The organism is Paenibacillus tyrphae (assembly GCF_024158745.1).
Taxonomy (GTDB): domain Bacteria; phylum Bacillota; class Bacilli; order Paenibacillales; family NBRC-103111; genus Paenibacillus_G; species Paenibacillus_G tyrfis_A.
The window spans coordinates 15,586-38,695 of sequence record NZ_JAMZAW010000018.1; the positions used below are offsets into that span (position 1 = coordinate 15,586).

18 protein-coding genes are annotated in these 23,110 nt (G+C 56.9%); 10 read left to right on the forward strand and 8 right to left on the reverse strand.

Annotated elements, in window-relative coordinates; translation table 11 throughout:
* Positions 1–22 precede the first annotated feature (22 nt).
* The 3 genes from NI000_RS24525 to NI000_RS24535 form a co-directional block, all read right to left on the reverse strand.
* Positions 23–736 carry an ABC transporter permease subunit gene (locus NI000_RS24525; protein WP_253414019.1) on the reverse strand — a complete coding sequence of 238 codons (714 nt, stop codon included), beginning with the start codon at positions 734–736 and terminating at the stop codon, positions 23–25.
* Positions 729–1,814, reverse strand: coding sequence for an ABC transporter ATP-binding protein (locus tag NI000_RS24530; RefSeq protein WP_253414020.1), 1,086 nt, complete (start codon positions 1,812–1,814; stop codon positions 729–731). Before NI000_RS24530 ends, NI000_RS24525 begins: the two co-directional genes overlap by 8 nt.
* A 289-nt stretch (positions 1,815–2,103) precedes the next feature.
* The gene (locus tag NI000_RS24535; protein ID WP_253414021.1) at positions 2,104–4,608 is read right to left on the reverse strand and encodes a U32 family peptidase; all 2,505 of its coding nucleotides are present in this window, start codon (positions 4,606–4,608) and stop codon (positions 2,104–2,106) included.
* Positions 4,609–4,804: 196 nt separating this feature from the next.
* Between NI000_RS24535 and NI000_RS24540 the strand changes: the two genes are divergently transcribed.
* Positions 4,805–6,319: a sensor domain-containing diguanylate cyclase gene (locus NI000_RS24540; protein ID WP_253414022.1), complete on the forward strand. Its 1,515-nt coding sequence runs from the start codon at positions 4,805–4,807 to the stop codon at positions 6,317–6,319.
* Between the two features lie 33 nt (positions 6,320–6,352).
* Here NI000_RS24540 and NI000_RS24545 read toward each other — a convergent pair whose 3' ends face one another.
* Positions 6,353–7,756 carry an aminotransferase-like domain-containing protein gene (locus tag NI000_RS24545; protein ID WP_309247926.1) on the reverse strand — a complete coding sequence of 468 codons (1,404 nt, stop codon included), beginning with the start codon at positions 7,754–7,756 and terminating at the stop codon, positions 6,353–6,355.
* Positions 7,757–7,820: 64 nt separating this feature from the next.
* A complete protein-coding gene (locus NI000_RS24550; RefSeq protein WP_025847835.1) occupies positions 7,821–8,033 on the reverse strand; it encodes a hypothetical protein in 213 nt (70 codons plus the stop codon).
* Positions 8,034–8,299: 266 nt separating this feature from the next.
* On the opposite strand from NI000_RS24550, the gene NI000_RS24555 reads away from it, so the two are divergent.
* The 5 genes from NI000_RS24555 to NI000_RS24575 all read left to right on the forward strand — a co-directional run bounded on the left by NI000_RS24555 (position 8,300) and on the right by NI000_RS24575 (position 15,505).
* The gene (locus tag NI000_RS24555) at positions 8,300–11,551 is read left to right on the forward strand and encodes an FG-GAP repeat domain-containing protein (protein WP_253414024.1); all 3,252 of its coding nucleotides are present in this window, start codon (positions 8,300–8,302) and stop codon (positions 11,549–11,551) included.
* Positions 11,552–11,686: 135 nt separating this feature from the next.
* Complete coding sequence (locus NI000_RS24560; RefSeq protein WP_025847831.1) at positions 11,687–11,938, forward strand: acyl carrier protein; 252 nt, start codon at positions 11,687–11,689, stop codon at positions 11,936–11,938.
* A gap of 4 nt (positions 11,939–11,942) precedes the next feature.
* Entirely contained in the window at positions 11,943–13,139 is a 1,197-nt protein-coding gene (locus tag NI000_RS24565) for a hypothetical protein (RefSeq protein WP_253414025.1), read from the forward strand.
* Positions 13,140–13,209: 70 nt separating this feature from the next.
* Complete coding sequence (locus NI000_RS24570; protein ID WP_253414026.1) at positions 13,210–14,178, forward strand: hypothetical protein; 969 nt, start codon at positions 13,210–13,212, stop codon at positions 14,176–14,178.
* Positions 14,179–14,353: 175 nt separating this feature from the next.
* Positions 14,354–15,505, forward strand: coding sequence for an MBOAT family O-acyltransferase (locus NI000_RS24575; RefSeq protein ID WP_253414027.1), 1,152 nt, complete (start codon positions 14,354–14,356; stop codon positions 15,503–15,505).
* Positions 15,506–15,571: 66 nt separating this feature from the next.
* Here the strand turns inward: NI000_RS24575 and NI000_RS24580 are convergent, their stop codons facing one another.
* On the reverse strand, positions 15,572–15,862 hold the full coding sequence (locus tag NI000_RS24580; protein ID WP_253414028.1) for a hypothetical protein: 291 nt from the start codon (positions 15,860–15,862) through the stop codon (positions 15,572–15,574).
* A gap of 222 nt (positions 15,863–16,084) precedes the next feature.
* Between NI000_RS24580 and NI000_RS24585 the strand changes: the two genes are divergently transcribed.
* The 3 genes from NI000_RS24585 to NI000_RS24595 all read left to right on the forward strand — a co-directional run bounded on the left by NI000_RS24585 (position 16,085) and on the right by NI000_RS24595 (position 17,743).
* Positions 16,085–16,306, forward strand: coding sequence for a hypothetical protein (locus NI000_RS24585; RefSeq protein ID WP_253414029.1), 222 nt, complete (start codon positions 16,085–16,087; stop codon positions 16,304–16,306).
* Positions 16,307–16,322: 16 nt separating this feature from the next.
* Positions 16,323–16,631 carry a hypothetical protein gene (locus NI000_RS24590; protein ID WP_253414030.1) on the forward strand — a complete coding sequence of 103 codons (309 nt, stop codon included), beginning with the start codon at positions 16,323–16,325 and terminating at the stop codon, positions 16,629–16,631.
* Between the two features lie 143 nt (positions 16,632–16,774).
* On the forward strand, positions 16,775–17,743 hold the full coding sequence (locus tag NI000_RS24595; RefSeq protein WP_253414031.1) for a sugar phosphate isomerase/epimerase family protein: 969 nt from the start codon (positions 16,775–16,777) through the stop codon (positions 17,741–17,743).
* A 148-nt stretch (positions 17,744–17,891) separates the two neighbouring features.
* Here NI000_RS24595 and NI000_RS24600 read toward each other — a convergent pair whose 3' ends face one another.
* Positions 17,892–18,107, reverse strand: coding sequence for a hypothetical protein (locus NI000_RS24600; RefSeq protein WP_253414032.1), 216 nt, complete (start codon positions 18,105–18,107; stop codon positions 17,892–17,894).
* A gap of 336 nt (positions 18,108–18,443) precedes the next feature.
* Here NI000_RS24600 and NI000_RS24605 point away from each other — a divergent pair, with 336 nt between their 5' ends.
* Entirely contained in the window at positions 18,444–20,054 is a 1,611-nt protein-coding gene (locus NI000_RS24605; protein ID WP_253414033.1) for a nitrite/sulfite reductase, read from the forward strand.
* Positions 20,055–20,208: 154 nt separating this feature from the next.
* Here NI000_RS24605 and uvrA read toward each other — a convergent pair whose 3' ends face one another.
* Positions 20,209–23,091 (reverse strand): excinuclease ABC subunit UvrA, encoded by a 2,883-nt coding sequence (gene uvrA / locus NI000_RS24610; RefSeq protein ID WP_253414034.1) that lies wholly within the window; start codon positions 23,089–23,091, stop codon positions 20,209–20,211.
* Positions 23,092–23,110: the final 19 nt, after the last annotated feature.

Genomic DNA, 23,110 nt, shown 5'->3' on the forward strand with positions numbered 1-23,110 from the left:
AAGCGGAATCTCGGACTTGCGCTTATCTCCACCGTTTTCTTTCGAGCACTTGAATGCTGAGCACGACGAACACCGCAATGAACGTCACATAGAAAAGGGCGTCGGCGAAATCAAGCACGCCTTTCTGGAAATTCGTGGCCCGGCCAACAATCGAGAAGGTGCCAAGGTAATCCTTGACTTTGCCGCCGATGGTGTCGCCCAGCCATTCGATCGTCCAGAATACGAACAGAAGCGCAAAGCACGCGATCCCCGAAACCATCTGGTGCGCGGACAGCGAAGAAGCGAACAGGCCGACGGCCATCATCGCCGCTCCAAGCAGGAACATCGCAAGATAAGACATCCACAGCACAGGCTGGTCCAAAGTGCCGTAAGCGCTCAGAATCAGCGGATAGATCAGGCTTCCGACGACCAGCAGCAGCTGGACGACGAGTGCCGCCAAATATTTGCCGATCACGATCTCCGAGATGCTTGCAGGCGACGTTAACAGCAGCTCGTCCGTGCCCATCCGCAGCTCGTCGGATACGAGACGCATCGTAAGCAGCGGGATGATAAACAGGAAAATGAACGTAATCGTACCGAAAATCGGCCGCACGTCGACAACATAGGGCGGGTACAGGAAATTCGCGCTGAAGAAGTACCCCGCAATGACGAAAAAGAACGCAAACGCCGCATAAGCGATCGGCGAGTAAAAATACATCTGCAGCTCTTTCTTGGCTAAAGCCAGCGTTCTACGCATGAGGAACCGCCTCCTCTGCTTCCGGAGCCGGGCCGCCGTCCGCGGCCGCCGAATCCAGCGACTCGTTCGTCGTCAGCTTCAGGAAGATGTCCTCCAGGCTGAGGCTTTCCTTCTTCATCGACACAATCGGATAACGTTTATTGGCCATCCGGTAAAACAACGCTTCACGAATGTCCGTCTTGTCCGCCGAGGCGACAACGACTTTCACGGTTTCGCCTTCGGCAGAGACGGCTGCAGCCGGCTCCGCAGCTTCGGCGTCGGCCGAAACTGTCGGCTCGGCCGCAAGAGCGGACGCTGCCGCCGGTTCGCCGGCAAGCTCCCGCACGCTGCCGACGCCGGGGGTGCCGCGCAGCTCCGCCAGCACCGCTTCGCGCGGGCCTTTCACTTCAAGCGAGACCTCGAACGTCTCGCCCATCGTGTTGGCAAGCTGATCGGGCTGGCCGTCCAGCACGATGCTGCCTTGATTGATGATCAGCACCCGGTTGCACAGCGTGTTGATCTCCGGCAAAATATGCGTGCTCAGCAGCACGGTATGATTCTCGCCCAGCTCGCGAATAAGCTGACGAATCTCGATAATCTGCTTCGGGTCGAGGCCGGACGTCGGCTCGTCAAGCACGAGCAGATCCGGGTTATGCAGAATCGCCTGCGCGAGACCGATCCGCTGCTTGTAGCCCTTGGACAGGCTGCGGATAATTTGCCGCTCGCGCCCTTCCAGACCAAGCCGCTCGATCACCCCGCCGATGCGCTGCTTCTGCTCCCTCACCGGAATGCCGCGCAGATCCGCGATAAACTGCAAGTACGCCCTCACGCTCATTTCAGGGTACAGCGGCGGCGTCTCGGGCAAATACCCGATCTTCTGCCGCGCCTTCTTCGGATGGTCCGCCATGGACAATCCGTCAATCGTGATCGTGCCGTGCGTCGGATTCAAGTAGCCCGTGATCATCCGCATCGTCGTCGTTTTTCCGGCGCCGTTCGGCCCAAGGAAACCGACGATTTCGCCGCGGCTCATCGAGAAGTCGATGTGCCGGACCCCTCTTTGGTTCTCGTATAATTTACTAACCTGTTTCACCTCAAGCACGTCATACCCTCCCATCTGACAAATGGTTTCCTTACTAACATCCATTTCCATCTTGCGTGCCGCTTAACCTGCTTACAGACCAACAACAATATACAAACGAAACAATAATAGGAGCTTAACCGAAGCTGAAAATTGGATTAAAAATTTGTGTCCAAATTGTGAACAAAGATATCTCGCAGCCCCTGCATTTAAACGAAAAGCCCCGCCGCGATCCCGGAATGACTAAGTTCCGGGATAACGACGAGGCTTATTTTGCGATGATGCTATATCCATAAAAGAAAAGAAAAGCTTATTTCACAAGCTGACCGCGGGTAACGCCAAGCTGATTGGTCGCTTTCAGCGTCTTCCATACCTGCGTACCGCCGATCTCTCCGCGCAAAGCACGGTCATAGAGGCCAAGCACCTCGCGCACCTTCTCCGCCGTCTCTTCCAGAAATTCGACGCGGTACGAAGAGACACCAAGCTCCATAAAGTTGGCGAGATACTCCGCCCCCGATTGATCGATGGCGTTGTATACCGTGTTGCGGCAGCCTTCGTCGACCCGCACCGGATGCGAGAAGCCGACCCGGTCGCGCAGCGACGCCCGCTGCTCCTCGCACGGGCGGCCGCAGTTTGTGTAGTTCGTACCCGGACTCATGAACGTGCAGTAAACGCAATGTTCCGTGTGGAACATCGGCAGATGCTGATGGATGACGATCTCCAGCTTCGACGTGTCGGTCCGGCGCAGCAGATCGATCATCTGCTGAATGTTCAGGTCGTAGGACGGCGTCACGCGTTGAAGTCCCGCTTCCAGGAACAGCCCCGCCGCCTTGTGGTTGGCGATATTCAGCGAGAAATCGCCGATCAGCTCAGGGCGCGCTTCTGCCGGATGCTCCGCGAAGTACCGCATGAACCAGTAAACGGCGCCCGTATTGCGCACAAGCACGGCATCCGGACCGAGGTTCAAGATGTTTTTGAAATAGCCGGTTTCGCCAGGCATGTGAATCCGCGGCGTCGCCAGCGCGATGCGTTTCCCTGCGGCGCGGGCGGCTTCCACGGCAGCCGGAAACTGCTTGATGAACTCGAAATCGGCATAGACGAGATCGACGTTCAGCTTACAGGCCTCCTGCACCTGCTCGAGGCTTCGGCACAGCGCGGTCAGCGACGGCCGCGCCTTCGATGGGGCTGCGGGCGCCGCAGGAGCGTCGCCATAGACGTCCGCGTGCCGCTTGATGTAAGCTCGCGGGCGCTCCCGCTCCGCAAGCAGCAGCTCCGCCGCCTGACGGCGCATTTGATTCAGCTCGCGCATCGGCACGATCAAGTCGCCGCTCAAATGCACGTCGACGGCCTCCAGCGCAAAAATCGTTCCGCCGAGCCGTCCGAACTGCTCCTCGAACAGCGCCGCATCCATCGGCCGCTTCTCCGCGGGCACCAGCGGCAGCTCCGATTCGACCGTCACGGTATGCCCGGCCGCCACGTCGGTCCAGACGCTCTTCAGCGGTTGACCCGCCGCTCCCGTCACCTTAACCTTTACCGGAAAGACGCGGTACGGCTTGTCCGTCTCGAACGTCTGGCGCAGCCGCTTGTCTAGGTGCGGATCGTTCGTTTTCCAGATCCGGTCGCCGACATGCACCCGGCTCAGATCGACGTCGCTGCGCCCGGGCACGATCTCGATCAGCCCGCCCGGCGCTTCGCCTTCCAGCTTCACGCCTTTGCGGCGCAGATCGTAGACGCGGCCCCCTTCTTCCTTCTTCGTCGGGTCGCCCGCGTCGAAGCAAATGCCGTCGCCGCGCTTCAGCGGCGCCTCTAGCTCGCACAGCACGCCGTCGCGCAGCACCTGCTTCACGCGCCCCACATACACGCCGCGGCTCTTGGGATACGTGCCTTCCACAAGCTGCTTGTTGTTCGTGCCCTTCAAAAAGCCGTGCGTAAACCCGCGGGAGAAGCTCTGCTCCAGCTCCCGCAGCTCTTCCTTCGTCGGTTTCGGATTGTCGCCGTCAAAATAGCGGTCGATCGCGCGCCGGTACTTCGCCACGACGTTCGCCACATACTCCGGGCTTTTCAACCGTCCTTCGATCTTGAAGGAGGTGACGCCCGCTTCGATCAGCTCCGGAACAAGCTCCAGCGCCGCCAAGTCCTTGGGCGACAGCAGGTAGGCCACATCGCCCATCGGCTTCTGCTCCCCGTCGACCATCAGATCGTACGGCAGCCGGCACGCCTGCGCGCACTCGCCGCGGTTCGCCGAACGGCCGCCCCACATCTCCGAGGTCAGACACTGCCCGGAATACGAAACGCACAGCGCCCCGTGCACGAACACCTCCATCGGCAGCTTCGCCTGATCGCCGATCTGCTTGATTTGCTTCAGATTGTTCTCCCGCCCGAGCACGACCCGCTCCATATCGAACGGCTTCGTGAACTCGACGGCTTCGGGCGACGTAATCGTCATCTGTGTCGAACCGTGAATCGGGAAATCCGGCGAAAGCTCGCGGATCATTTTCACCTGACCCAGGTCCTGCACGATCACCGCATCGACGCCCGCATCGATACAGGCCTCGATCAAGGATTTCGCATCCTCCAGCTCTTCTTCAAATACTAAAATATTAAACGTCAAAAAGCCCTTCACCCCATAGCGGTGCAGGAACGACATAATATCCGGCAGCTCGTCCGTATGAAAATTGTTGGCCCGGGCCCGCGCATTGAATTTTTCGACCCCGAAAAAGACCGCGTCCGCCCCGTTCGCCACGGCAGCCCGCAAGCAATCCCAATCTCCCGCAGGCGCCAGCAGCTCGATATCTGATTTGCGAAGTTCACGCATGTTGAATTCATTCCTCCGAAAAAACGCTTTTCCTCCTAGTGTACCAGAAACGGGGGCGACAAACCATGGCAAGCCCTTGCCAACGTGCACGAAACATCAAAAAATGGAAATGACGAATAAAGAGGAAATTTGTCAGATTATGACGAATATTGTAGGTACTTTATTTAGTTCGAAACGATCCGATTCGGAGGACTCGATGTTCCAAGATTTCATAACGAATGCGGCGCTGCTGGTAGCTTCGTTTTTCATCATCGGCCAACTGTTCAAAGATTACCGGCTCGGACCTGCTTCTTCGTGGAAGATGAAGGCGGCGTTAGGCGTTTGCTTCGGGCTGCAGGGAATCCTGCTTATGATCTACAGCGTGCACTTGAACGAGGCCGTCATCGTCGATCTGCGTCATATCCCGACGGTCGTCGCAGCGATGCAGGGCGGGCCGGTTTCCGCCGTCGTCAGCGCGATCATCATCACTTCCGGAAGAATCGGCTTGTTCGGTCCGTCCTATTCTGCCATCGTCGCCGCGATCCTCATGCTGCTGATCGGCATCACCTGCGGGACGTTGGCGCGGCGCCAAGACATGTCCTTGCGGCGGTTTCTGCTGCTCAATACCGTCGCGATGATTTACGTGTCCGCCGCGATTTCCCTTAACCTCCACATTCACGGTTTGCTGCAGCAGCTCACGAGCGTTCTGGCTTATCATTGGGTCATATCCACCGTTGTCGGGCTGCTGTCCGTTTATGCCTTTCTTTACATCGTTCAGGCCCATGAATCAACCAGGAAATTGCAGCAAAGCGAAGCGCGCTACAAGCGGCTCATTACGGCTTCGCCGGACGCCACTCTTGTGCTGAGCCAGGATCTGATTGTCTTTATCAACGATAAAGGGGTCCGGCTGCTGCGGGCCGCCGCAAGAAAAGAACTGCTCGGCCGGTCGATTTACGATTTCTTTCATCCAGACAACCGCAATACGGCGTGGACGCACTGTCAGGACATCCGGTCCGGCAAAGCGCAGCCCGAGCTGATCGAGCAAAAGCTTGTATGCCTGGACGACACCGAAATCATCGTGGAACTGTCCGTGTCGCCTACGGTGTATAAAGGTAAGGCCGCCCTGCTCGTCACGCTAAGAGACATTACGGGCCGCAAAACGACCGAGCGCCAGCTGCAGGAAGCGCTGAGCCTTCTGCAAAAGCTGTCGAACCTCGACGGTCTGACGGGTATCCCCAACCGCCGAAAGCTGGATGAGCATTTGGCCAAAGCCTGGTCGGACTGCGCGGCGAACCGATATCCGTTATCCGTCATTATGTTTGATGTGGACCATTTCAAGGCCTACAACGATTCGCACGGGCATTTGGGCGGGGATGAGGTGCTGCGCACAATTGCCATGACGGCCAACGCCGTGCTGCTGCAAAAATGTCATTTCATCGCGAGGTACGGAGGCGAGGAATTTGCCTGTGTTCTAACGGAGGTCGGGGCGGAGGAAGCTTACGAATGGGCGGAGTCGATCCGGATGGCCGTAGAACGGCTCGCCTTGCCGTACAACCCGTCCGACGCACACCCCTATGTTACGGTCAGTCTGGGGCTTGCTTCTCTCGTGCCAGACGCATCGGCTCCCCCCGAGCAATTGATCGATCTGGCGGATAAGGCGCTGTATCAAGCCAAGGCCGAAGGCCGCAACCGGACGGTATGCTATGGCAGCACCGACGAAGCGGCCGATTAACAAAAAAAACAGGGCGTTTGCCCTGTTAGTACGTCATCGTTTGGAAGCCGCCCGGAAAGCCTCGGCAAAACGCGCCGCCCCGACAGCGATATCCTTCTTGGAAGGACGCGCGAACGTTAACCGCACATGGCCGCTGTCCGGCCCAAATACGCTTCCCGGCACGAACAGCACGCCGCGTTTGATTCCCTCATCCAGCAGCCTTGCCGCCGAAACTCCCCCTGCAAGCTTTCCCCACAAGTACAGTCCGCCGTCCGGCCGCTCAAACGTCATTTCCCCTTGCAGATGCACATCCAGCTCCTTCATCAGCAGCTCGCTCTTCAGCTTCAGCGCTCGCCGGACCCGCAGCAGATGCCTGTGAAAAAAGTCGGAAGCCAAAAACCGCGCGGACAGCCATTCCGGAAGAACGCTCGGCCCCATATCCATCTGCTGTCTGGCTGCCGTCAGCTGACGAATGACGGTGTCGGGGCCAACCAGCCACCCTGTTCTTAGTCCGGGCGCCGCAATTTTGGACAGCGAGCCGACATACAGCACGACGCCTCTCGTATCCATCGCTTTCAGCGGCACCGGAGGCTCGTCCCGAAACGCGGCTAAGCCGTACGGGTCGTCTTCGACAATCGGGATGCCCAGGTCCGCTGCGATTTCAAGCAGCCGTTTTCGGCGATCCGGACGAAGGGTGCGGCCCGTCGGATTTTGAAACGCGGGATTCAAAATGAGCATGCGCAGCTTCTCCTTGCGGATGCGCGCAGCCAGCTCGTCGGGCCGTATTCCCGCCTCATCCGCAGGCAGCGCGACCATCCGCAGTCCGGCGCTGGGCAAGACATGGGACGAATAATGATACGAAGGAACCTCGATGCCCACCGCATCCCCCGGACGCAGCAGACAGCGCGCAATGAGATACAGCGCCTGCTGAATGCCCGACGTGACGAAGATGGACGAAGCGGTCGCATCCACCTGGCGGTAGGTTCGCAAGTAGACGGAGAGCGCTTCCCGAAGCGGGTAAAACCCTTGCGGGTCCGTGTATCCCAGCGGCTCCGTAAGCGGTTGCTCCCGCATCAGCTGGCGAAACGCCTCCATCGGGATCAGGTCCTCCGACAGCTCGCTGCCAGCCATATCGACGACCTCCGCGCCTTTCCGGGCTTCCTCCCGGACTTTGCGAAGCAGAGGAGAGCCCGGCGGGGGACTTTGCTCGGTGTAGGCCTGCCAATCGACGGCCGGCTTCGGCGATTCCTCCCACTTTCGCAGGCTGACCCGGGTCCCGCTCCCTTTCCTGCGGTCGATCAACCCCCGGGATCGCAGCTCTTCGTAGGCTTGAATAATCGTGCTGCGGTTGAGCTGCCACTGCCCGGCCAGCTTGCGCTCCGGAGGCAAGATCGAGCCCGGCGGCAGTTCCCCGAGAACGATGCGCCGTTCGAAATAATCGGCGATTTGTCGGTACATGGGCACGGGGCCCAAGCGGTCCGGTTTCCACATGGTCGGTCCCTTTCTTCTGCCGCGGTCTGGATTACATGTAGTACATATATAATGCGAAGACCAAATAACCGCCGAATAGAACGACGGCATAAATCCATGTCAGCCGCAGCAGATTTTTTCCTGTCCGCTGGTCGTAGGTCGGGTTGCCTTCTTTGTTTTTGGCCGATACGCCCACCACAATGGTAGCGATCAGTGCAAACAGGACGATAACGAAAATAAGCAGATACAGCATCCATTCGTTCATAAGAGCTTCCGTCCTTTCTTCTATAATAAAGGATAATCTTCTCGAAAAGTATGCGTCCTACTCTTACTTTACAGGAGAACGAATATGGCGTAACCCCCCAATCAGACGCTTTTCTACCCATCCAATTTTTCATTCTTGCGGCTATTGGATGGGTCTATTTACGGGGGCACGCCAGTCTCGGCCAGACCGCGCAAAAGTTAACAAAGCCCGCCATCCGTGCTATAATGGCAAGGTAATCTAGCCTAACGAGCAATGAGGAGATTTTTTTGATTCGACAACGAGCTTATCGCAAGGCGGCGGCGATTGCGATTGTTGCAATTGCTGCCGTCGTTCTCGTCTTCCTGCTGACAGCGAACAAAGAGCTGAAGGTGCGCCTGCTGTACGCCACCGCTGGCGGCGCTTCCGATCCGACCGCCTACGCGCAGCTGCGGCAATCGCCGGTCGTCGGTCTGGAGCTGGAACGGCAGGAGCTGAGCCGACTGAGCGCGCGCGAGCTCCGGTCTTACGATTCGATTTATTTGGACCCGTCGCTGCACGGGAGCATGACAGACTCCGAGCGGGAGCTGCTTCAAGCTTACGTCCGGGAAGGCGGGCATTTGTTTCTTGAAAATACGTTTGCGGACGATTTTGACCCCGGCTTTCTCGGAGCGGGACAAATCGTCGACGTCCCCGCGCCGGCCCGCAGCGCGCTCGGAGCCGGAGGCGGAAGTCCGTCCCTCTGGTCTTACCCGGATGTCGATGCCGACCTGCAAAGCGTCCAGCAGCTGCTTCGGTCGTTCGCGGACAGCTTCTTCCGGCACGACACCGAAGGAAGCTTGAGCCGGTTCTCCTGGGGAAAAGGGCTCGTCCCTTCCACGGCGCAGACGCTCGCTTCCATGAACGGCATCTCGCTTTATACGTTGAACCGGTACGGGGAAGGCACGGTGTTTTTTAGCGGCACACTGCTGCCGAACCGGTATTTTGTGACGGGCTACGATCTAAGCAGCGGTATGGACCCGAAGCTCGGCTTCGAGAAGCTGGCGGCGGACACGAACGCGGCCAAGAAGCCGACCCCGGACGCCCTGTATTTCGACCGCAGCCAGCTGCCGCTGGCGCCGTACTTCCATTTTACGTTCGCAGCCGGGAACGCCCTGCTGCGCAGCGAATACGCCGCGTTCGTCTCCAAGACGAAGCTCGGCTACAGCGTCAAAAAGTCGTACGGGCCTTACGGCCGTCCGGCGATGGCGTACCAGAACCATTTCGAAGCGCTGGAGGCGATCCGCGACGGCGAAGGCATCCAGTGGGCGGAGCTGCTCAAAAAGTACAAGCAGATCCCTTCGTTCTCGCTGGTCCGCTCGTCGTTCACGTGGGGGCGTTGGCAGGAATCGGTCGTCGTCCACTTGAATACCGGAACGAACGACAAGCCCGCCTTCGCCGGCGAGACGCCGAATTCGTTCTATTCGAGCGGCACGCGCCTGTCCGCCGACGGCGAGGCGATTCGGCTGGCCAACTACCCGGATTACCGTTCGCTCGGCGATCCGATCACGCTACCCTACCGCGCGTACCCCGCGCTGGCCGACCTTACCGGCGACGGCCGGCCCGACCTGATCGTCGGGTCGGCCGACGGCGCATTGTACGTTTACCGGAACGCCGGTGAAATGGAAGGGGCCTACGCCGGGCAGCAGCTCCCGGCGGAACTGAAAGCGCCGGCGGCGTTCGCGCGGCGCGAGCCCTTGCGGCTCCCAAGCGGGGAGCCGCTGAAGACAGGATCGTACGCCAGCGTGGCGGCGTATGATCTGAACGGCGACGGCCGGCCGGATCTGCTGATCGGCCAGCCGGGCGGCACGCTCGCGGTCGCCTATGGCGAAGCCGGCGGCGCGTTCAAAGCGCCCGTCCCGCTGCTGGCGGACGGGAAGCCGATCCGCGGCGCGGCGCCGATCGCGCCGGCCGTGGGCGACGTCACCGGAGACGGCACCCCGGATCTCGTGATTGGGGATGCCGACGGGCAGGTGACGCTGTACCGCGGCTCGCGCGGGGCAAACGGCGCGGTCGCCTGGCATGCGGGCGAAGCGCTGTTCAAGCTGTCCGCGCGGTTTGCGGCGCCGTCCGTCCGCGACATGAACGGGGACGGCAAAGCCGACCTCGTCGTCGGCACCGGGGAAGGCGACCTGCGCGTTTACGTTCAGGAGAACTCGGGCACCGGGCGTACCGCTTGGGTGAACAAAGGCGTCATCGAAGCGGCGACCGTCAACCAGCTCGGCAACCATGCGCTCGTCGGCGGGCACAACGCCGTCCCGCTCTGGTACGACCTGAACGGGGATGGCAAGGACGATCTGATCGTCGGGCAGCTCGAATTCGGCATCCCGTCGACCGTCGACGATCCGAAGTTCCCATATGCGGACCAGCTGAACGAATTTATCCGGTACACGAAAGACAACCGTCTGGAGCTGTACCCGCACATTTTTGTCCATAACTTTACGAGCGACGCGCAGGAGAAGCAGGAAATAGCGCTCCATCAGAAAGCGTTCGAGAATCTCGGCATTCCGTGGGGGATGACCGGCACGAACCAGCATACGTGGCGGATCAACAATCCGGACCGCAGCCAGACGCTGCGCAACGAGCGGGAGTCCGGCATCTGGTTCAACTTCGGCTTCAAGCCGTCGCATATCAAGACCGATCCGCGCCTCGGCGTCGAGTATAACTGGGGTCTGCCGTTTCTTATGACCGATGCGGCGGGCGAGCCCGACTTGAGCAAGCCGATGATGCTGAATACTCCGGCGCCGGTGCTGCGTACGGACAAGCATTATTCGACCAAAGATATTTTCGAAGCGTACGCGGCGCTCGACCTGCCGATCGATTATTTCGAGCATATCGAGTACCATTTCCCGACCCGCGTACCGGAGCTGCTGGAATTCGTCCGGTATTTGGACAAGCTCCGGGACGACTATAGCTACAACTTTATGACCGAGCCCCAAATGGCGCGCTCGTTCCTGAATGCAATGACGACCCGCGTCGAGCTGTACCGGCCATGGCGCGAGGTCATCGCGGACCGCGTCAAGAAAATGCTCGGCATGACGGTCGAGCCCGGCTTCCGCGTCAAGGCGATCACCGCCGATGTTCCTGCGCAGGCCGCCGAATACCGCGGCACACTCGGCCTCGTCGTCGACCGCGGGCAGCCTTACGCGGCCAAGCAGGCCGTCACCGATGCCGAGGTGCGCGATACGCGCGGCGGCAAGCTGTACCTCGGCGTCCCGCAAACGGCCGCCATCCGGTTCACCTCGTCTGAACGGGCGGAGTCGCTCGGCAGCGAGCCGCATCTGATGCGCTCGAACGTTCCGTACGAGCTGCAAAAATCGGCGGACCGCTGGACGCTGAAGCTGAACGCGCCCGGCATGCAACAGGTGCAGATTTACAGCGCCGAACCGCTGACCATCGAAGGAGCGGGGCTGACCGTCGACCGTGACGAAGCGAAAACGACCTATACGGTCACGCATTACGGCGATCCGGTGACGCTGACTGTAGCCAAAGCGGCCCGTTAGCTTGCATTCACTCTTCACGCGGACGGTTGCGGCGGGGCCCCTAAGGTCCCGCATCGCCGTCCCGCTTTTATGCCGGCACTCGCTGCGAGTCCGGCTCATATCGCTTGATTTTACTTTATCCGAGGAGGCTTCCCCATGCAGGAATTGCTGGAACAGCTTGAGGCGCACATCAAGAGCCGTTACGAAATCGAAGACGATGACGACGATTTTTCCGTAGACGTACACTTGTTCGATTATGGATACATTGATTCTATCGGAGCGACGGCGCTGATCGCGCATATCGAGAAGACGTACGGCATCCAGGTGACGAATCAGGATTTAATGCTGTACCCGCTCAACACCGTCCGCGAAATCGCGACGTTCATCCACAACAAGAAAGAGAGGTAAGCCCATGGAATGCGTCGTATCTTTGGAGGGGCTCGCCTCCAGCCAGCACGGACAGCTCAAATACGCCGCGGCGTTTATTGACGAGACCATCCGCGACATCCGGCTTGAATCCGGGCACATTCATATCGTTCACGACTCTCCGAAAGGCAACGCCGCCATCGAAGAGCGGGTACGCAAGCTGATCGACCGTTTCTCGCAAGGGGATTTCGGCTTCAAGGAAAACATCCTGTTCGAGCATAAGGTCGATACCCCCTACGAAGGCGATATTATCGCCGAGCTCGTCGAGCGCAAAATCATCAAAGTGTTGGAGCCGGGCCTGTTCATTTTCCGCGAGCCGTTCTCCAGTCTGATGCGTTTTCTCGACTACAGCTTCGTTACGAAAATTGCGAACCGTTTTGCAGGAATTACGGAGGAGCAGTACCCTGCCGTCATTCATTGCGATACGCTGAACAAGACGAATCACTTCACTTCGTTTCCGGAGCACATTCACTTCCTGTCGCACCTGCGCGAGGACCTCGACATCATCGAAGCGTTCTCTCAATCGATCCGCGACGCTGGTGGCTGGAAGCAGGAGCAGCCGCTCGATCTGAACGCCAACCTGGCGAAGCCGAAATTCACGATGAACCCTTCGACCTGTTACCACTGCTACGAAGGGCTGCAGAATGAGACGCTCGAAGGCGACGGCGTGACCGTGACGGCCATCTCCAAGTGTCACCGCTTCGAATCGCGCAATCATACGGACTTCGGACGCCTGCTCGATTTCAGCATGCGGGAGATCATCTTCGTCGGCAAGCCGGATTACGTGAAAGAGAACCGGCTGCAGGCCATTGAATATTTGAAAGAGCTGGCCGTCGAATGGAATGTGGACAGCGTGCTGGAAATCGCGAACGATCCGTTTTTCACGAACGACTTCCAAGTCAAAGCGTCCTTCCAGCGGAACCAAGAAATGAAGTACGAGCTCCGGCTGACGATTCCGAACATCAACAAGTCGATCGCCTGCAGCTCCATCAACTTCCACAGCAACACGTTCGGCAATGCGTTCAATATTAAAATGGGCAAGCGCAACGCAGTTACCGGGTGCGTCGGGTTCGGCATCGAGCGCTGGGCGTTCGCCTTCCTCGCGCAATACGGATTGGACGAAGCGAACTGGCCTGCAGCGTTCCGCGAGCAGTACCACGCGTGGCAGCAAAAATCGCTCTAGCACCGTAACCCGTAATTCTGTGATTGATAACTAATGATCGCCTTCATTAGAAAGAGTGGGTTTTCCCGTTATGATCGCTTTTCTTCGCAAAAACAGCTTCGTGCTGCTGCTGTTGGCCGCTTTCGTGCTATCGGACGTGCTCATCTCCTGGTGGGACCCGATGGTGACGTCGCGGCGTTTTTATAAGAACGATTTTACGAAGACGCTCTTCCATCACGATTGGCAGAATCGGGGGCCGGCCTTCTACGGCAACTCCGCGGTGACGGGGGCGTATATCGAGGCGGACTCGGCCGCCAAGCTGGTGGAACTCGGGCTTTCCTACGGGAAGCTGACCGATCTGAAAGCGATTCTGGAGCAGCAGCGTTTCCAGGTGGAGGGACAGCTTGTTGTCGGCATCGACGTTCATACAATGATCGACAGCCTGGACACGGACCCGACCTACCAGTGGTTCAAGCCTTGGTACCAGCCTTACGTCTACGCGTACCGCGACTATTTCCGCGATACCGGGACGGAGGTTGCCTGTGGCTTGTACCAAGGGCTGCTGAAGCAGGATGCTACCAAGTTTGAAGCATGCGCCCGCTTCCCGGAGACGCTGAAGCTGAGCGCGTCCGACCCGCTGGCTTACCAGCCGCGCTGGATTGATAAGGAGCTTTATTTCGGCCGAAAATCCGATGAGGATCTCCGTAAAAAATGGGACGAATACGAGCAGCGCTTCGGCTGGATGACTAACCGGGATTTCAAGAACAATCTGGACGCCTTGGACTTCATCATCGCTTACAGCAAGCAGCAAGGCTTGCCGCTGCGCGTCGTCTGGATGCCTTGGAACCGCGGCTACAAGCTGCCGGGCTATATGCCTGCGTTGCAGGAAGAAGTCAACCGGCGACTTCAGGCGGCCGGTGTTCCGATGCTGGATCTGCTGACGGCCTACGATCCAAAATATTTTCACGATCTCGTTCATCTGAGCCGTCAGGAAGGCGCTCCAGTGTTTACGAAGGAGGTGGACGCATGGCTCGCTTCGCTCGCAAAATCGTCGAAGTGATCGTTTATCTCGCCATGCTCATCATGGTGCTGATCTACTTTACCGGCAAAGGATTGTTCATCTACGAAGGGTTCTGATCTTGTCTTGATCGGCGCGGGCCCCGATCGGTCCTTCCGTCCCGCTCCGGGCCGGTTCCCGACCCGCACGGCGGATGCATATGTTGGAGGAATCTTCGATGTGGTATTTAAATATGAACGCGGTTATGGCCATGACCGGCATGGTGCTCGTGCTTGCCCTAACCCGGCGGTGGGCGGATAACAAGCGTCTGCTGCTGCTCGCGTTCAACCTATGCTTTTTGCTGCTGTTCAGTAAAAAGCTGCTCGCTTTTTACTTGGCCTATACGGCGCTCAACTATTTGGCCTTTTTATTTCTGAGCCACACGTCGCGCTTTCGCAAGGGCTGGTTCATTCTGCTGATCGCCGCCAATGTGGCCGCTGTCTGCTCGCTGCGGCTGTTCGGCATGGAGGTATTCACTCACCCGCTGTTCGACGTTGTGATTGTACTCGGCTTGATTTACAACGTACTCAAGGTGATCGATGCCCTGTATTTCGCCTACTTCTTCGGCAAAGACGCCCGCGCGAAGGTCGTCGATTACTTTAACTATATTTTGTTCATCCCGACGTTCACGTCCGGACCGATTCTCAAATTCCGCGATTTTATGGCGGATACGAAGCAGCCGTATCGGGTGGATGCCGCACAGGCGGAAAGCAGCATCAAACGTATTATTCTCGGTATGTTCAAGAAGATCGTGCTCGTCACATGGATGACCGACGTGTTTAATGCCATGTCCGGGCAGGAGCTTTATACGCATCAATCGCTATTTTTGATGGTCTGGTTCTATGCCCTGATCTACTTCGACTTCTCCGGCTATTCCGATATTGCGATCGGCTTCGGACGGCTGATGGGGTACAACATTCCGGAAAACTTCAAGAAACCGTTCCAATCCCCGACGCTGACGCAGTACTGGCGCAATTGGCACGCCACGCTCGGCGACTGGTTCCGCGATCATATTTTTATATTTTTCTCGCGCCAAACGCCGACCAAATGGACCGCCGCCGGCCTGTCCATCCTTATTATGGTGCTGATCGGGCTATGGCACGGCTTTAGCTGGCTCTATCTGCTGTGGGGCGTTTACCACGGCGTGCTGATCGCGCTGGAGAACCTGCTCGGGAAAACGACGGTCAACAAGAAAAAAGTATCCCGGACGTACTTCTACGCCCGCTGCGCGTTAACCCAGCTAATCGTGACAGCGGCCGTTATCGTCTACAGCGGCAAAAGCGAAACGGTACTCCACATCTATCGCGGTCTCCTGAACTGGCCGTTCTAAACATGATAAAAGCAGCGTCCTTTGCAGGCGCTGCTTGTTTTTTTCACGCGAACTCGCGAATATACTTCAACTGGCATCGGATTGCTTCCCGGGCGTCTCCATCACTTCTTCTTTGGCCGGAGCAGCTTGAACGGTGCATTGCAGCTGATTGCCGTTTGCCGTTATATACAATTCCCCCACATATTGAAACACATCGTCACAGTCCTTCTTATGTACATGCACGCAGCCGGATTTCGTATTAATGTTGAGCGAGAGCTGATCGGGCAGCTCCACCAAGCATTGAAACTTTTTAAAGTTGTTTGGAAAACGCAGCCAGGTGCCTGATACCGTTTCAACAATTTGCGTATCTTTGCTCATCTTACGATCCGCCCTTTCTTTAAAAAGTTGCCCCTTCCCTCCCCGGTCCGAAGAGAATTATTTCCATTGTAACCCAATCAAAAGGAAAAGAAACGGGAACGTTGTCGGGTGCTTTGTCGAAAGCTAAACTTTGCCTAGCGAACAAGCATTCGCTGCGCCGTATATTTTAAGAAAATTGCCAGAAAATAAGGGTAACCCCTTGGAAGGAGAACGTGATTCCGAATGCTGACCACTCTTATCGCACTTGCGGCTGTCGTATGTGTGATCTCTGCCGCTGCGTCATTTATGCTGGCCCGAAGGCAGCAAAATAAGGAATTTGACAAGAACACAGACCCGAACACAGTCAAGCATCCCGTCATGGCCAATCCGATGCTTATCCTTTATGTGCTTTTTCCGATCGTCCTGGTTGCCGGTGCAGTTATCTGGTCTTACTATTTCAAATAAGTCGGAGGTTACTTCCGTGGATAAAAGAAACTACTATGTTTCCGTTCAGTCAAAGACGATCATGCAGCATCAGGGCGATGCGGCTTACGAGTTGGAAATCGAAGCCACACCGGAGGAAATCATAAAGCTTAAGGAATTATTCGAAGACATGGAGTATGCAGAGGAACAAACGTTCCCCAGGACCCTTGTTCCGGGCATTCCCTACCATCATGACGAGGAAAACGATGTATACGACATCTATTTGAAAAACGTCTATCAAACGCTGTACAGTCTGGGTACCGACGAAACGAAAAAACATGTTCAAACGATGAACGTTTTAGATTGAAGTCGTGAACTTTTTACGAAAAAGCGACACCCCGATGCGTTATGTCCGAAACTCCTACTTTGAGCCGTACGCAATTAGTGATATAATTTGGATGAGCGTTCTATTGTACGCGCGTTCATTTTGATCATTTTCGGAGGTGTCCCATGAAATTAGGCGTTTTCACGGTATTATTCCAGCAGAAGCCTTTCGAAGAAGCGCTTGACTACATTGCATCCAAAGGACTGGACGCCGTTGAAATCGGCACCGGCGGCTACCCGGGCAAAGCACATTGTGACCCGGATGTGCTGCTCAGCGATAACGGCAAGCTGAAAGCATTCAAGCAAGCGATCGAATCCCGCGGATTGACGATCAGCGCGCTCAGCTGCCACGGCAACCCGCTCCATCCGCAAAAAGCACTCGCCCAAGCCGATCACGAAGCGCTGCTCAAAACGGTTGACCTTGCCCAGAAGCTCGAGGTGCCAGTCGTCAATGCGTTCTCCGGCTGCCCGGGAGACTCCGATAACGCAAAATATCCGAACTGGCCGGTGGCTCCTTGGCCGCCCGATTTCCAAGAGATTCTCGATTGGCAGTGGGCCAACAAAGTGATTCCGTACTGGACGGAAACCGGCAAATACGCTTCCGAGCGCGGCGTGAAATTCGGTCTCGAGCTGCACGGCGGCTTCTCCGTCCATACTCCGGCTACGCTGCTGCGTCTGCGCGAAGCGGCCGGCGACGCCATCGGCGCGAACCTGGACCCGAGCCATATGTGGTGGCAGGGCATCGATCCGGTGCAGGCGGTGAACATTCTCGGCCGCGCAGGCGCCATTCACCACTTCCATGCCAAAGATACGTCCATCGATCCGATCAACGTCAACCGTTACGGCATCACGGATATGCAGTCCTACGCGAACATGCTGGACCGCGCTTGGCAGTTCCGCACCGTCGGCTACGGGCATGATCTCAAGACGTGGGCAGACATCATCAGCGCGCTTCGCTTGGTCGGTTACGACTATGTCGTCAGCATCGAGCACGAAGACGGCTTGATGTCGGTGGACGAAGGCTTTACGAAAGCGGTGCAAAACCTGCAGCAAATTCTCATCAAAGAGCCGCTTGGCGAAATGTGGTGGGTGTAATTCAACGGAGCGTCCCTCTGCTTGAGGCGGGCGCTCCTTTTTATTTTCAGGAAATCACCTTTTGAAACGCCAAAAGGACAGCGTCCCGGGAGACCTGTCCTTGTCCGTGCATCATGTATAATCTTATTCGCGTCTCTGCAGCAGCAGCTTACAGCTTGCCCATCCAGCCCATAACCATAACTGCGCTCAAGGTTACGAATACGGCCAAGCTAACCAGACCGAAGCCAATGGCGAACGGATTTTTCTTTTTAGCGCCGAGCAACCGGATAAGGCCGATGGCAATAACTACCGTGAACAAGATCACGAAGATATCGAAACCGGAAAAGGTGCTCGTGCTCTTTGCCGCTTCTTCAGCCAAAAACATGGAGGGACCTCCTTCAATATGCGAAAATACTTAATTTCTATCTTATCTTGACTAGCATGGAAGTGCAAGCGATTTATCTAGATGTAACAACTTTGTCAACATTTTCGCCGGGAAGCGGCAGGGCTTGACTTACTCACCGTAGTCCCCCTTGTGCGGAACTTCACTTAAGAAATTGGCAGCCTTTTCATCTAGAACCCAAATCCCCTGTTTATCATCAATCGTTATAAAATGGAACAATGTAAGCGATTTACGCCCCGTCCTAAACATGTTACTATAACTGTAGTTTTCACACTAAAAACATCGGAATTATACAAAATCAAGGAGGAACACGACTTCATGGCCTATGAACCCGTTTGGACGGCGGACCCATCCAAGCTGAATAAAATGGAGCTCGTCAAGCTCGAGAAAGACGGTCTTGACGTGATTCGCACCATTATTGAGCAGTATGCGCACGAAGGGTACGATTCCATTACGGAAGACGATATGAACCGTTTCAAATGGGCCGGCGTTTACGAACAGAAGCCGAAGGACGGCCATTTCATGATGCGCGTCCGCATCAACTCCGGCGTTATGACAAGCGATCAAGCCCGTACCATTGCAGGAATCGCCAAAGACTACGGACGCAATCTGATGGACGTGACTACCCGTCAGGCTATTCAGTTCCATTGGCTGCGCGTCGAGAATTTGCCTGATATTTTCAACCGTTTGGAGAAGGTCGGCTTATACTCCTACGAAGCCTGCGGCGACTGTCCTCGTACGGTCGTCGGCAATCCGCTTGCCGGCATCGACCCGGACGAGCTGATGGATACGACCGCGCTGGTCAATCAGGTGAACGATTACTTCCTGATGAACCGGGACTTCTCGAATCTTCCGCGCAAATATAAAATGTCCATTTCTTCTAATATTTATAACTACGGCCATGCGGAAATTCAGTGCCTGGCCTTCACGCCTGCGACGAAAACGATCGACGGAGAGGAAGTACTCGGCTTCCACGTCTGGGTCGGCGGCGGCTTGTCGGCGAAACCGCATCTCGCGAAGCAGCTTGATCTGTTCGTCTCCCCGGAGGAAGTGCTGAAAGTCGCGATCGGCGTAACCACCATCTATCGTGACTACGGCTATCGCGAGAAGCGTCATCACGCCCGCCTGAAATTCCTCGTAGCCGATTGGGGCCCGGAGAAGTTCAAGGGAAAGCTAATCGAGCTGATCGGCGAGATGCCGGCCCGCGGCGAAGACAAAACCGTCGGCTGGAAAGCCGCTTACTTCGACGGCGTACACCCGCAGAAGCAGGAGGGCTTGAACTACATCGGGCTCAGCGTTCCGGTCGGCCGTTTGAGCGGAGACGAATTTTCAGAGCTGGCACGCATCGCAGATGCGTACGGTGATGGGCACATTCGCACCACCGTATCGCAGAATATCATTCTCTCGGGTATCCAGGACGAAAACGTAGATAAAGTACTTGCCGAAGGCGTGCTGGAGCGTCTGACCCCGAATCCGAACCATTTCGTGAGCCGGACCGTATCCTGTACCGGGAACGAGTTCTGCAACCTGGCCGTCGTCGAGACGAAGGAAAGAGCAATACGGGTCGCCGAGTACCTCGATTCCAAGATTGAGCTCGACGAGGACATCCGCATCCACTTCATCGGCTGTCCGAACGCCTGTGGCCAGAAGCACATCGCCGATATCGGCCTGCAAGGCGCACTCGTAAAAATGCCGGATGGGATGGTCGACGCCTTCGATATCGCCGTAGGCGGCATTCTCGGACCGGGCGCTCAATTCAACCAAGCGCTGAAAGGCCCGGTAAGAGGCGATCAGGTCGGTCCGGTGCTGGAGCAGTTGATCCTGTATTACAAGGATAACCGCGGACCGGAAGAAACGTTCCATCAATTCGCGGGTCGTGTCGGCATTCCTGCATTCCAAGAGAAGCTGACGGCAATTCTAGCCTCGTAACACATTCGCTGCCTTACAAAAGCCGACTGAACGGGACCGCCACGTCGGTCGGCCTTTTGCTGCTGCACCAAGTTCGCTATCCGTAAAAAACGCTGCCCTCAAGCCAATTCATTTCCCGGCTTGGAGCAGCGTTTTTTCTTATGGGTCACCGAAGTTAAACGGCCGCGTCTTCCATTTCTTTAAGCCGCTTATAATAATCCTCGGAGCGCACTTTGTCGCGTTCCAAGATCGGCTTCAGGTATTTGCCGGTGTATGAACCGTCTACCTTCACGACTTCCTCCGGCGTTCCGGAAGCGACGATGGTACCGCCCCTGATGCCGCCTTCCGGCCCAAGATCGATGATATAATCGGCCGTCTTGATCACATCTAGGTTGTGCTCGATGACGAGAACCGAATCGCCGTTCTCGACCAAGCGGTGCAGCACCTTAAGCAGCCGGTCGATATCATGGATATGCAATCCGGTCGTCGGCTCGTCCAGAATATAGATCGTCTTGCCCGTGCTACGGCGATAGAGTTCGGCCGCGAGCTTCACGCGCTGCGCCTCTCCCCCGGAGAGCGTCGTCGCCGGCTGACCCAAATTCATGTACCCGAGCCCGACGTCCATCAAGGTTTGCATTTTCCGGTGAATACGCGGAATGTTTTTGAAAAACTCGCACGCATCCTCGATCGTCATTTCCAATACCTCGGAAATGTTCTTGCCTTTATATTTCACTTCCAACGTTTCGCGATTATACCGTTTGCCTTTACATACCTCACACGGCACGTAAACGTCCGGCAGGAAGTGCATCTCGATCTTGATAATGCCGTCGCCTTTGCACGCCTCGCAGCGTCCGCCCTTCACGTTGAAGCTGAACCGGCCTTTTTTGTAGCCGCGCACCTTCGCTTCGTTGGTCGCCGAGAAGACGTCGCGGATATCGTCAAATACGCCGGTGTACGTAGCCGGGTTCGAGCGGGGCGTCCGCCCGATCGGCGATTGATCGATGTCGATTACTTTGTCGACATGCTCCAGTCCTTTGAACTCCTTGTACTCGCCTGGGCGAACCTTGGCGCCGTTTAGCTCTTTCGCCAACGTTTTGTACAAAATTTCGTTAATCAGCGTACTCTTGCCGGAGCCGGAAACTCCGGTCACACAGCCGAATACTCCGAGCGGAAACTTCACATTGACGCCGCGCAGGTTGTTTTCTTTAGCCCCGCGGATTTCCAGCCATTTGCCGTTCGGCTTCCGCCGCTCGGCAGGAACGGGAATAAACTTGCGGCCGCTGAGATACTGCCCGGTCAACGATTCCTCGTCCTGCATAACTTCCTCAGGCGTGCCTTGGGCGATCACCTTGCCGCCGTGAATGCCCGCGCCCGGCCCGATGTCGATGATGTAGTCGGCTGCTAGCATCGTATCTTCGTCGTGCTCGACCACAATCAGCGTATTGCCCAGATCCCGCATATGCTCCAGCGTTTGGATCAGCCGGTCGTTATCCCGCTGGTGCAGGCCGATGCTCGGCTCGTCCAAGATGTACAGAACGCCCATCAGACTGGACCCGATTTGCGTCGCCAGACGAATCCGCTGCGCCTCGCCGCCGGAGAGCGTGCCCGCCGCGCGGTGCATCGTCAAATAGTCGAGCCCGACATTGACGAGGAAGCCCAGACGCTCTTTGATCTCCTTCAAGATCAGATGTGCGATCTGCGTCTCACGGTCGGTCAGCTTCAGCGAGTCGAACCATTGCTGCGCTTCCCCGATGGACAGCGAGGTGACATGCGCGATATTTTTATCCGCTACGGTTACCGCCAGCGTTTCCGGCTTCAAACGGGCGCCCTTGCACTTGCCGCAAGGCTTGGCGCTCATGTACGTCTCGATATGCTCACGGATGCCGTCGGAGAATGTCTCCCGGTAACGGCGCTCCAGATTGTTCACGATGCCTTCAAAAGGAACCATCGCTTCCTTCTTATGTCCGAAGTCATTCTCGTAGCGGAAGCGCACCTTCTCCCCGCCGGTACCGTTCAGCAGCTTCTGCATTTGCTCTTTCGTCAGCTCGCCGACGGGCACATTTTTCGGGATACTGTAGTGCTCGCACACCGCCGCAAGGAACTGCGGGTAGTAATTCGACGTACTGCCGGCCCATGCTTCGAATGCTCCCTCTTCGATGGAAAGCTTCGGATTCGGAACGAGCAGGTCCGGGTCCACGATCATCTTTTGACCCAAGCCGTCGCATTCCGGACATGCGCCGAACGGGCTGTTGAACGAGAACATCCGCGGCGCGAGCTCTTCGATACTGAAACCGCACTCGGGACAAGCCAGATTTTGGCTGAACAGCAGTTCTTCCTGATCGATCACGTCCACGATGACGCGCCCTTCCGCCAGCTTCAAAGCCGTCTCCAGCGAGTCGGCCAGACGCGTTTGGACATCGTCCTTCACGACGATCCGGTCCACGACCACTTCGATCGTATGCTTTTTGTTTTTTTCCAGCTCGATCGTTTCCGACAGCTCGCGAAGCTCGCCGTTGACGCGCACGCGGACGAAGCCTTGCTTCTGGATATCCGCCAGCAGCTTCGAATGCTCGCCCTTGCGCCCTGAGACGATCGGCGCCAAAATTTGCAGCTTGGTGCGCTCCGGATATTCCATGATCCGGTCGACCATCTGCTCGACGGTCTGCGAGGTAATCTCGATTTTATGCTCCGGACAGTGCGGGCGCCCGATCCGGGCGAACAGCAGACGCAGATAGTCGTAAATTTCCGTCACCGTACCCACGGTGGAACGCGGGTTGCGGCTCGTCGTCTTCTGGTCGATGGAGATGGCCGGAGACAATCCGTCGATCGAGTCGACGTCCGGTTTGTCCATCTGGCCGAGAAACTGCCGCGCGTAGGCGGACAGCGACTCAACATATCTTCTTTGCCCTTCGGCATAGATCGTATCGAACGCCAAGGACGACTTCCCGGAGCCGCTCAGGCCGGTCAGGACGACAAATTTATCCCGCGGAATGACGACGTCGATATTTTTCAGGTTATGCGCCCTGGCGCCTTTAATTACAATGTTGTCTCTGGCCACGTTTCGAAAGCCTCCCTTG

Bases quoted from the DNA above. Each gene is read 5' to 3' on its own strand.
- NI000_RS24580 (WP_253414028.1), bottom strand. From the start codon at position 15,862: ATGAGCAAAGATACGCAAATTGTTGAAACGGTATCAGGCACCTGGCTG.
- NI000_RS24525 (WP_253414019.1), bottom strand. From the start codon at position 736: ATGCGTAGAACGCTGGCTTTAGCCAAGAAAGAGCTGCAGATGTATTTT.
- NI000_RS24600 (WP_253414032.1), bottom strand. From the start codon at position 18,107: ATGTTTTTGGCTGAAGAAGCGGCAAAGAGCACGAGCACCTTTTCCGGT.
- NI000_RS24535 (WP_253414021.1), bottom strand. From the start codon at position 4,608: ATGCGTGAACTTCGCAAATCAGATATCGAGCTGCTGGCGCCTGCGGGA.
- NI000_RS24575 (WP_253414027.1), top strand. From the start codon at position 14,354: ATGTGGTATTTAAATATGAACGCGGTTATGGCCATGACCGGCATGGTG.
- NI000_RS24545 (WP_309247926.1), bottom strand. From the start codon at position 7,756: ATGTACCGACAAATCGCCGATTATTTCGAACGGCGCATCGTTCTCGGG.
- NI000_RS24540 (WP_253414022.1), top strand. From the start codon at position 4,805: ATGTTCCAAGATTTCATAACGAATGCGGCGCTGCTGGTAGCTTCGTTT.
- NI000_RS24570 (WP_253414026.1), top strand. From the start codon at position 13,210: ATGATCGCTTTTCTTCGCAAAAACAGCTTCGTGCTGCTGCTGTTGGCC.
- NI000_RS24550 (WP_025847835.1), bottom strand. From the start codon at position 8,033: ATGAACGAATGGATGCTGTATCTGCTTATTTTCGTTATCGTCCTGTTT.
- NI000_RS24585 (WP_253414029.1), top strand. From the start codon at position 16,085: ATGCTGACCACTCTTATCGCACTTGCGGCTGTCGTATGTGTGATCTCT.
- NI000_RS24605 (WP_253414033.1), top strand. From the start codon at position 18,444: ATGGCCTATGAACCCGTTTGGACGGCGGACCCATCCAAGCTGAATAAA.
- NI000_RS24560 (WP_025847831.1), top strand. From the start codon at position 11,687: ATGCAGGAATTGCTGGAACAGCTTGAGGCGCACATCAAGAGCCGTTAC.
- NI000_RS24595 (WP_253414031.1), top strand. From the start codon at position 16,775: ATGAAATTAGGCGTTTTCACGGTATTATTCCAGCAGAAGCCTTTCGAA.
- NI000_RS24565 (WP_253414025.1), top strand. From the start codon at position 11,943: ATGGAATGCGTCGTATCTTTGGAGGGGCTCGCCTCCAGCCAGCACGGA.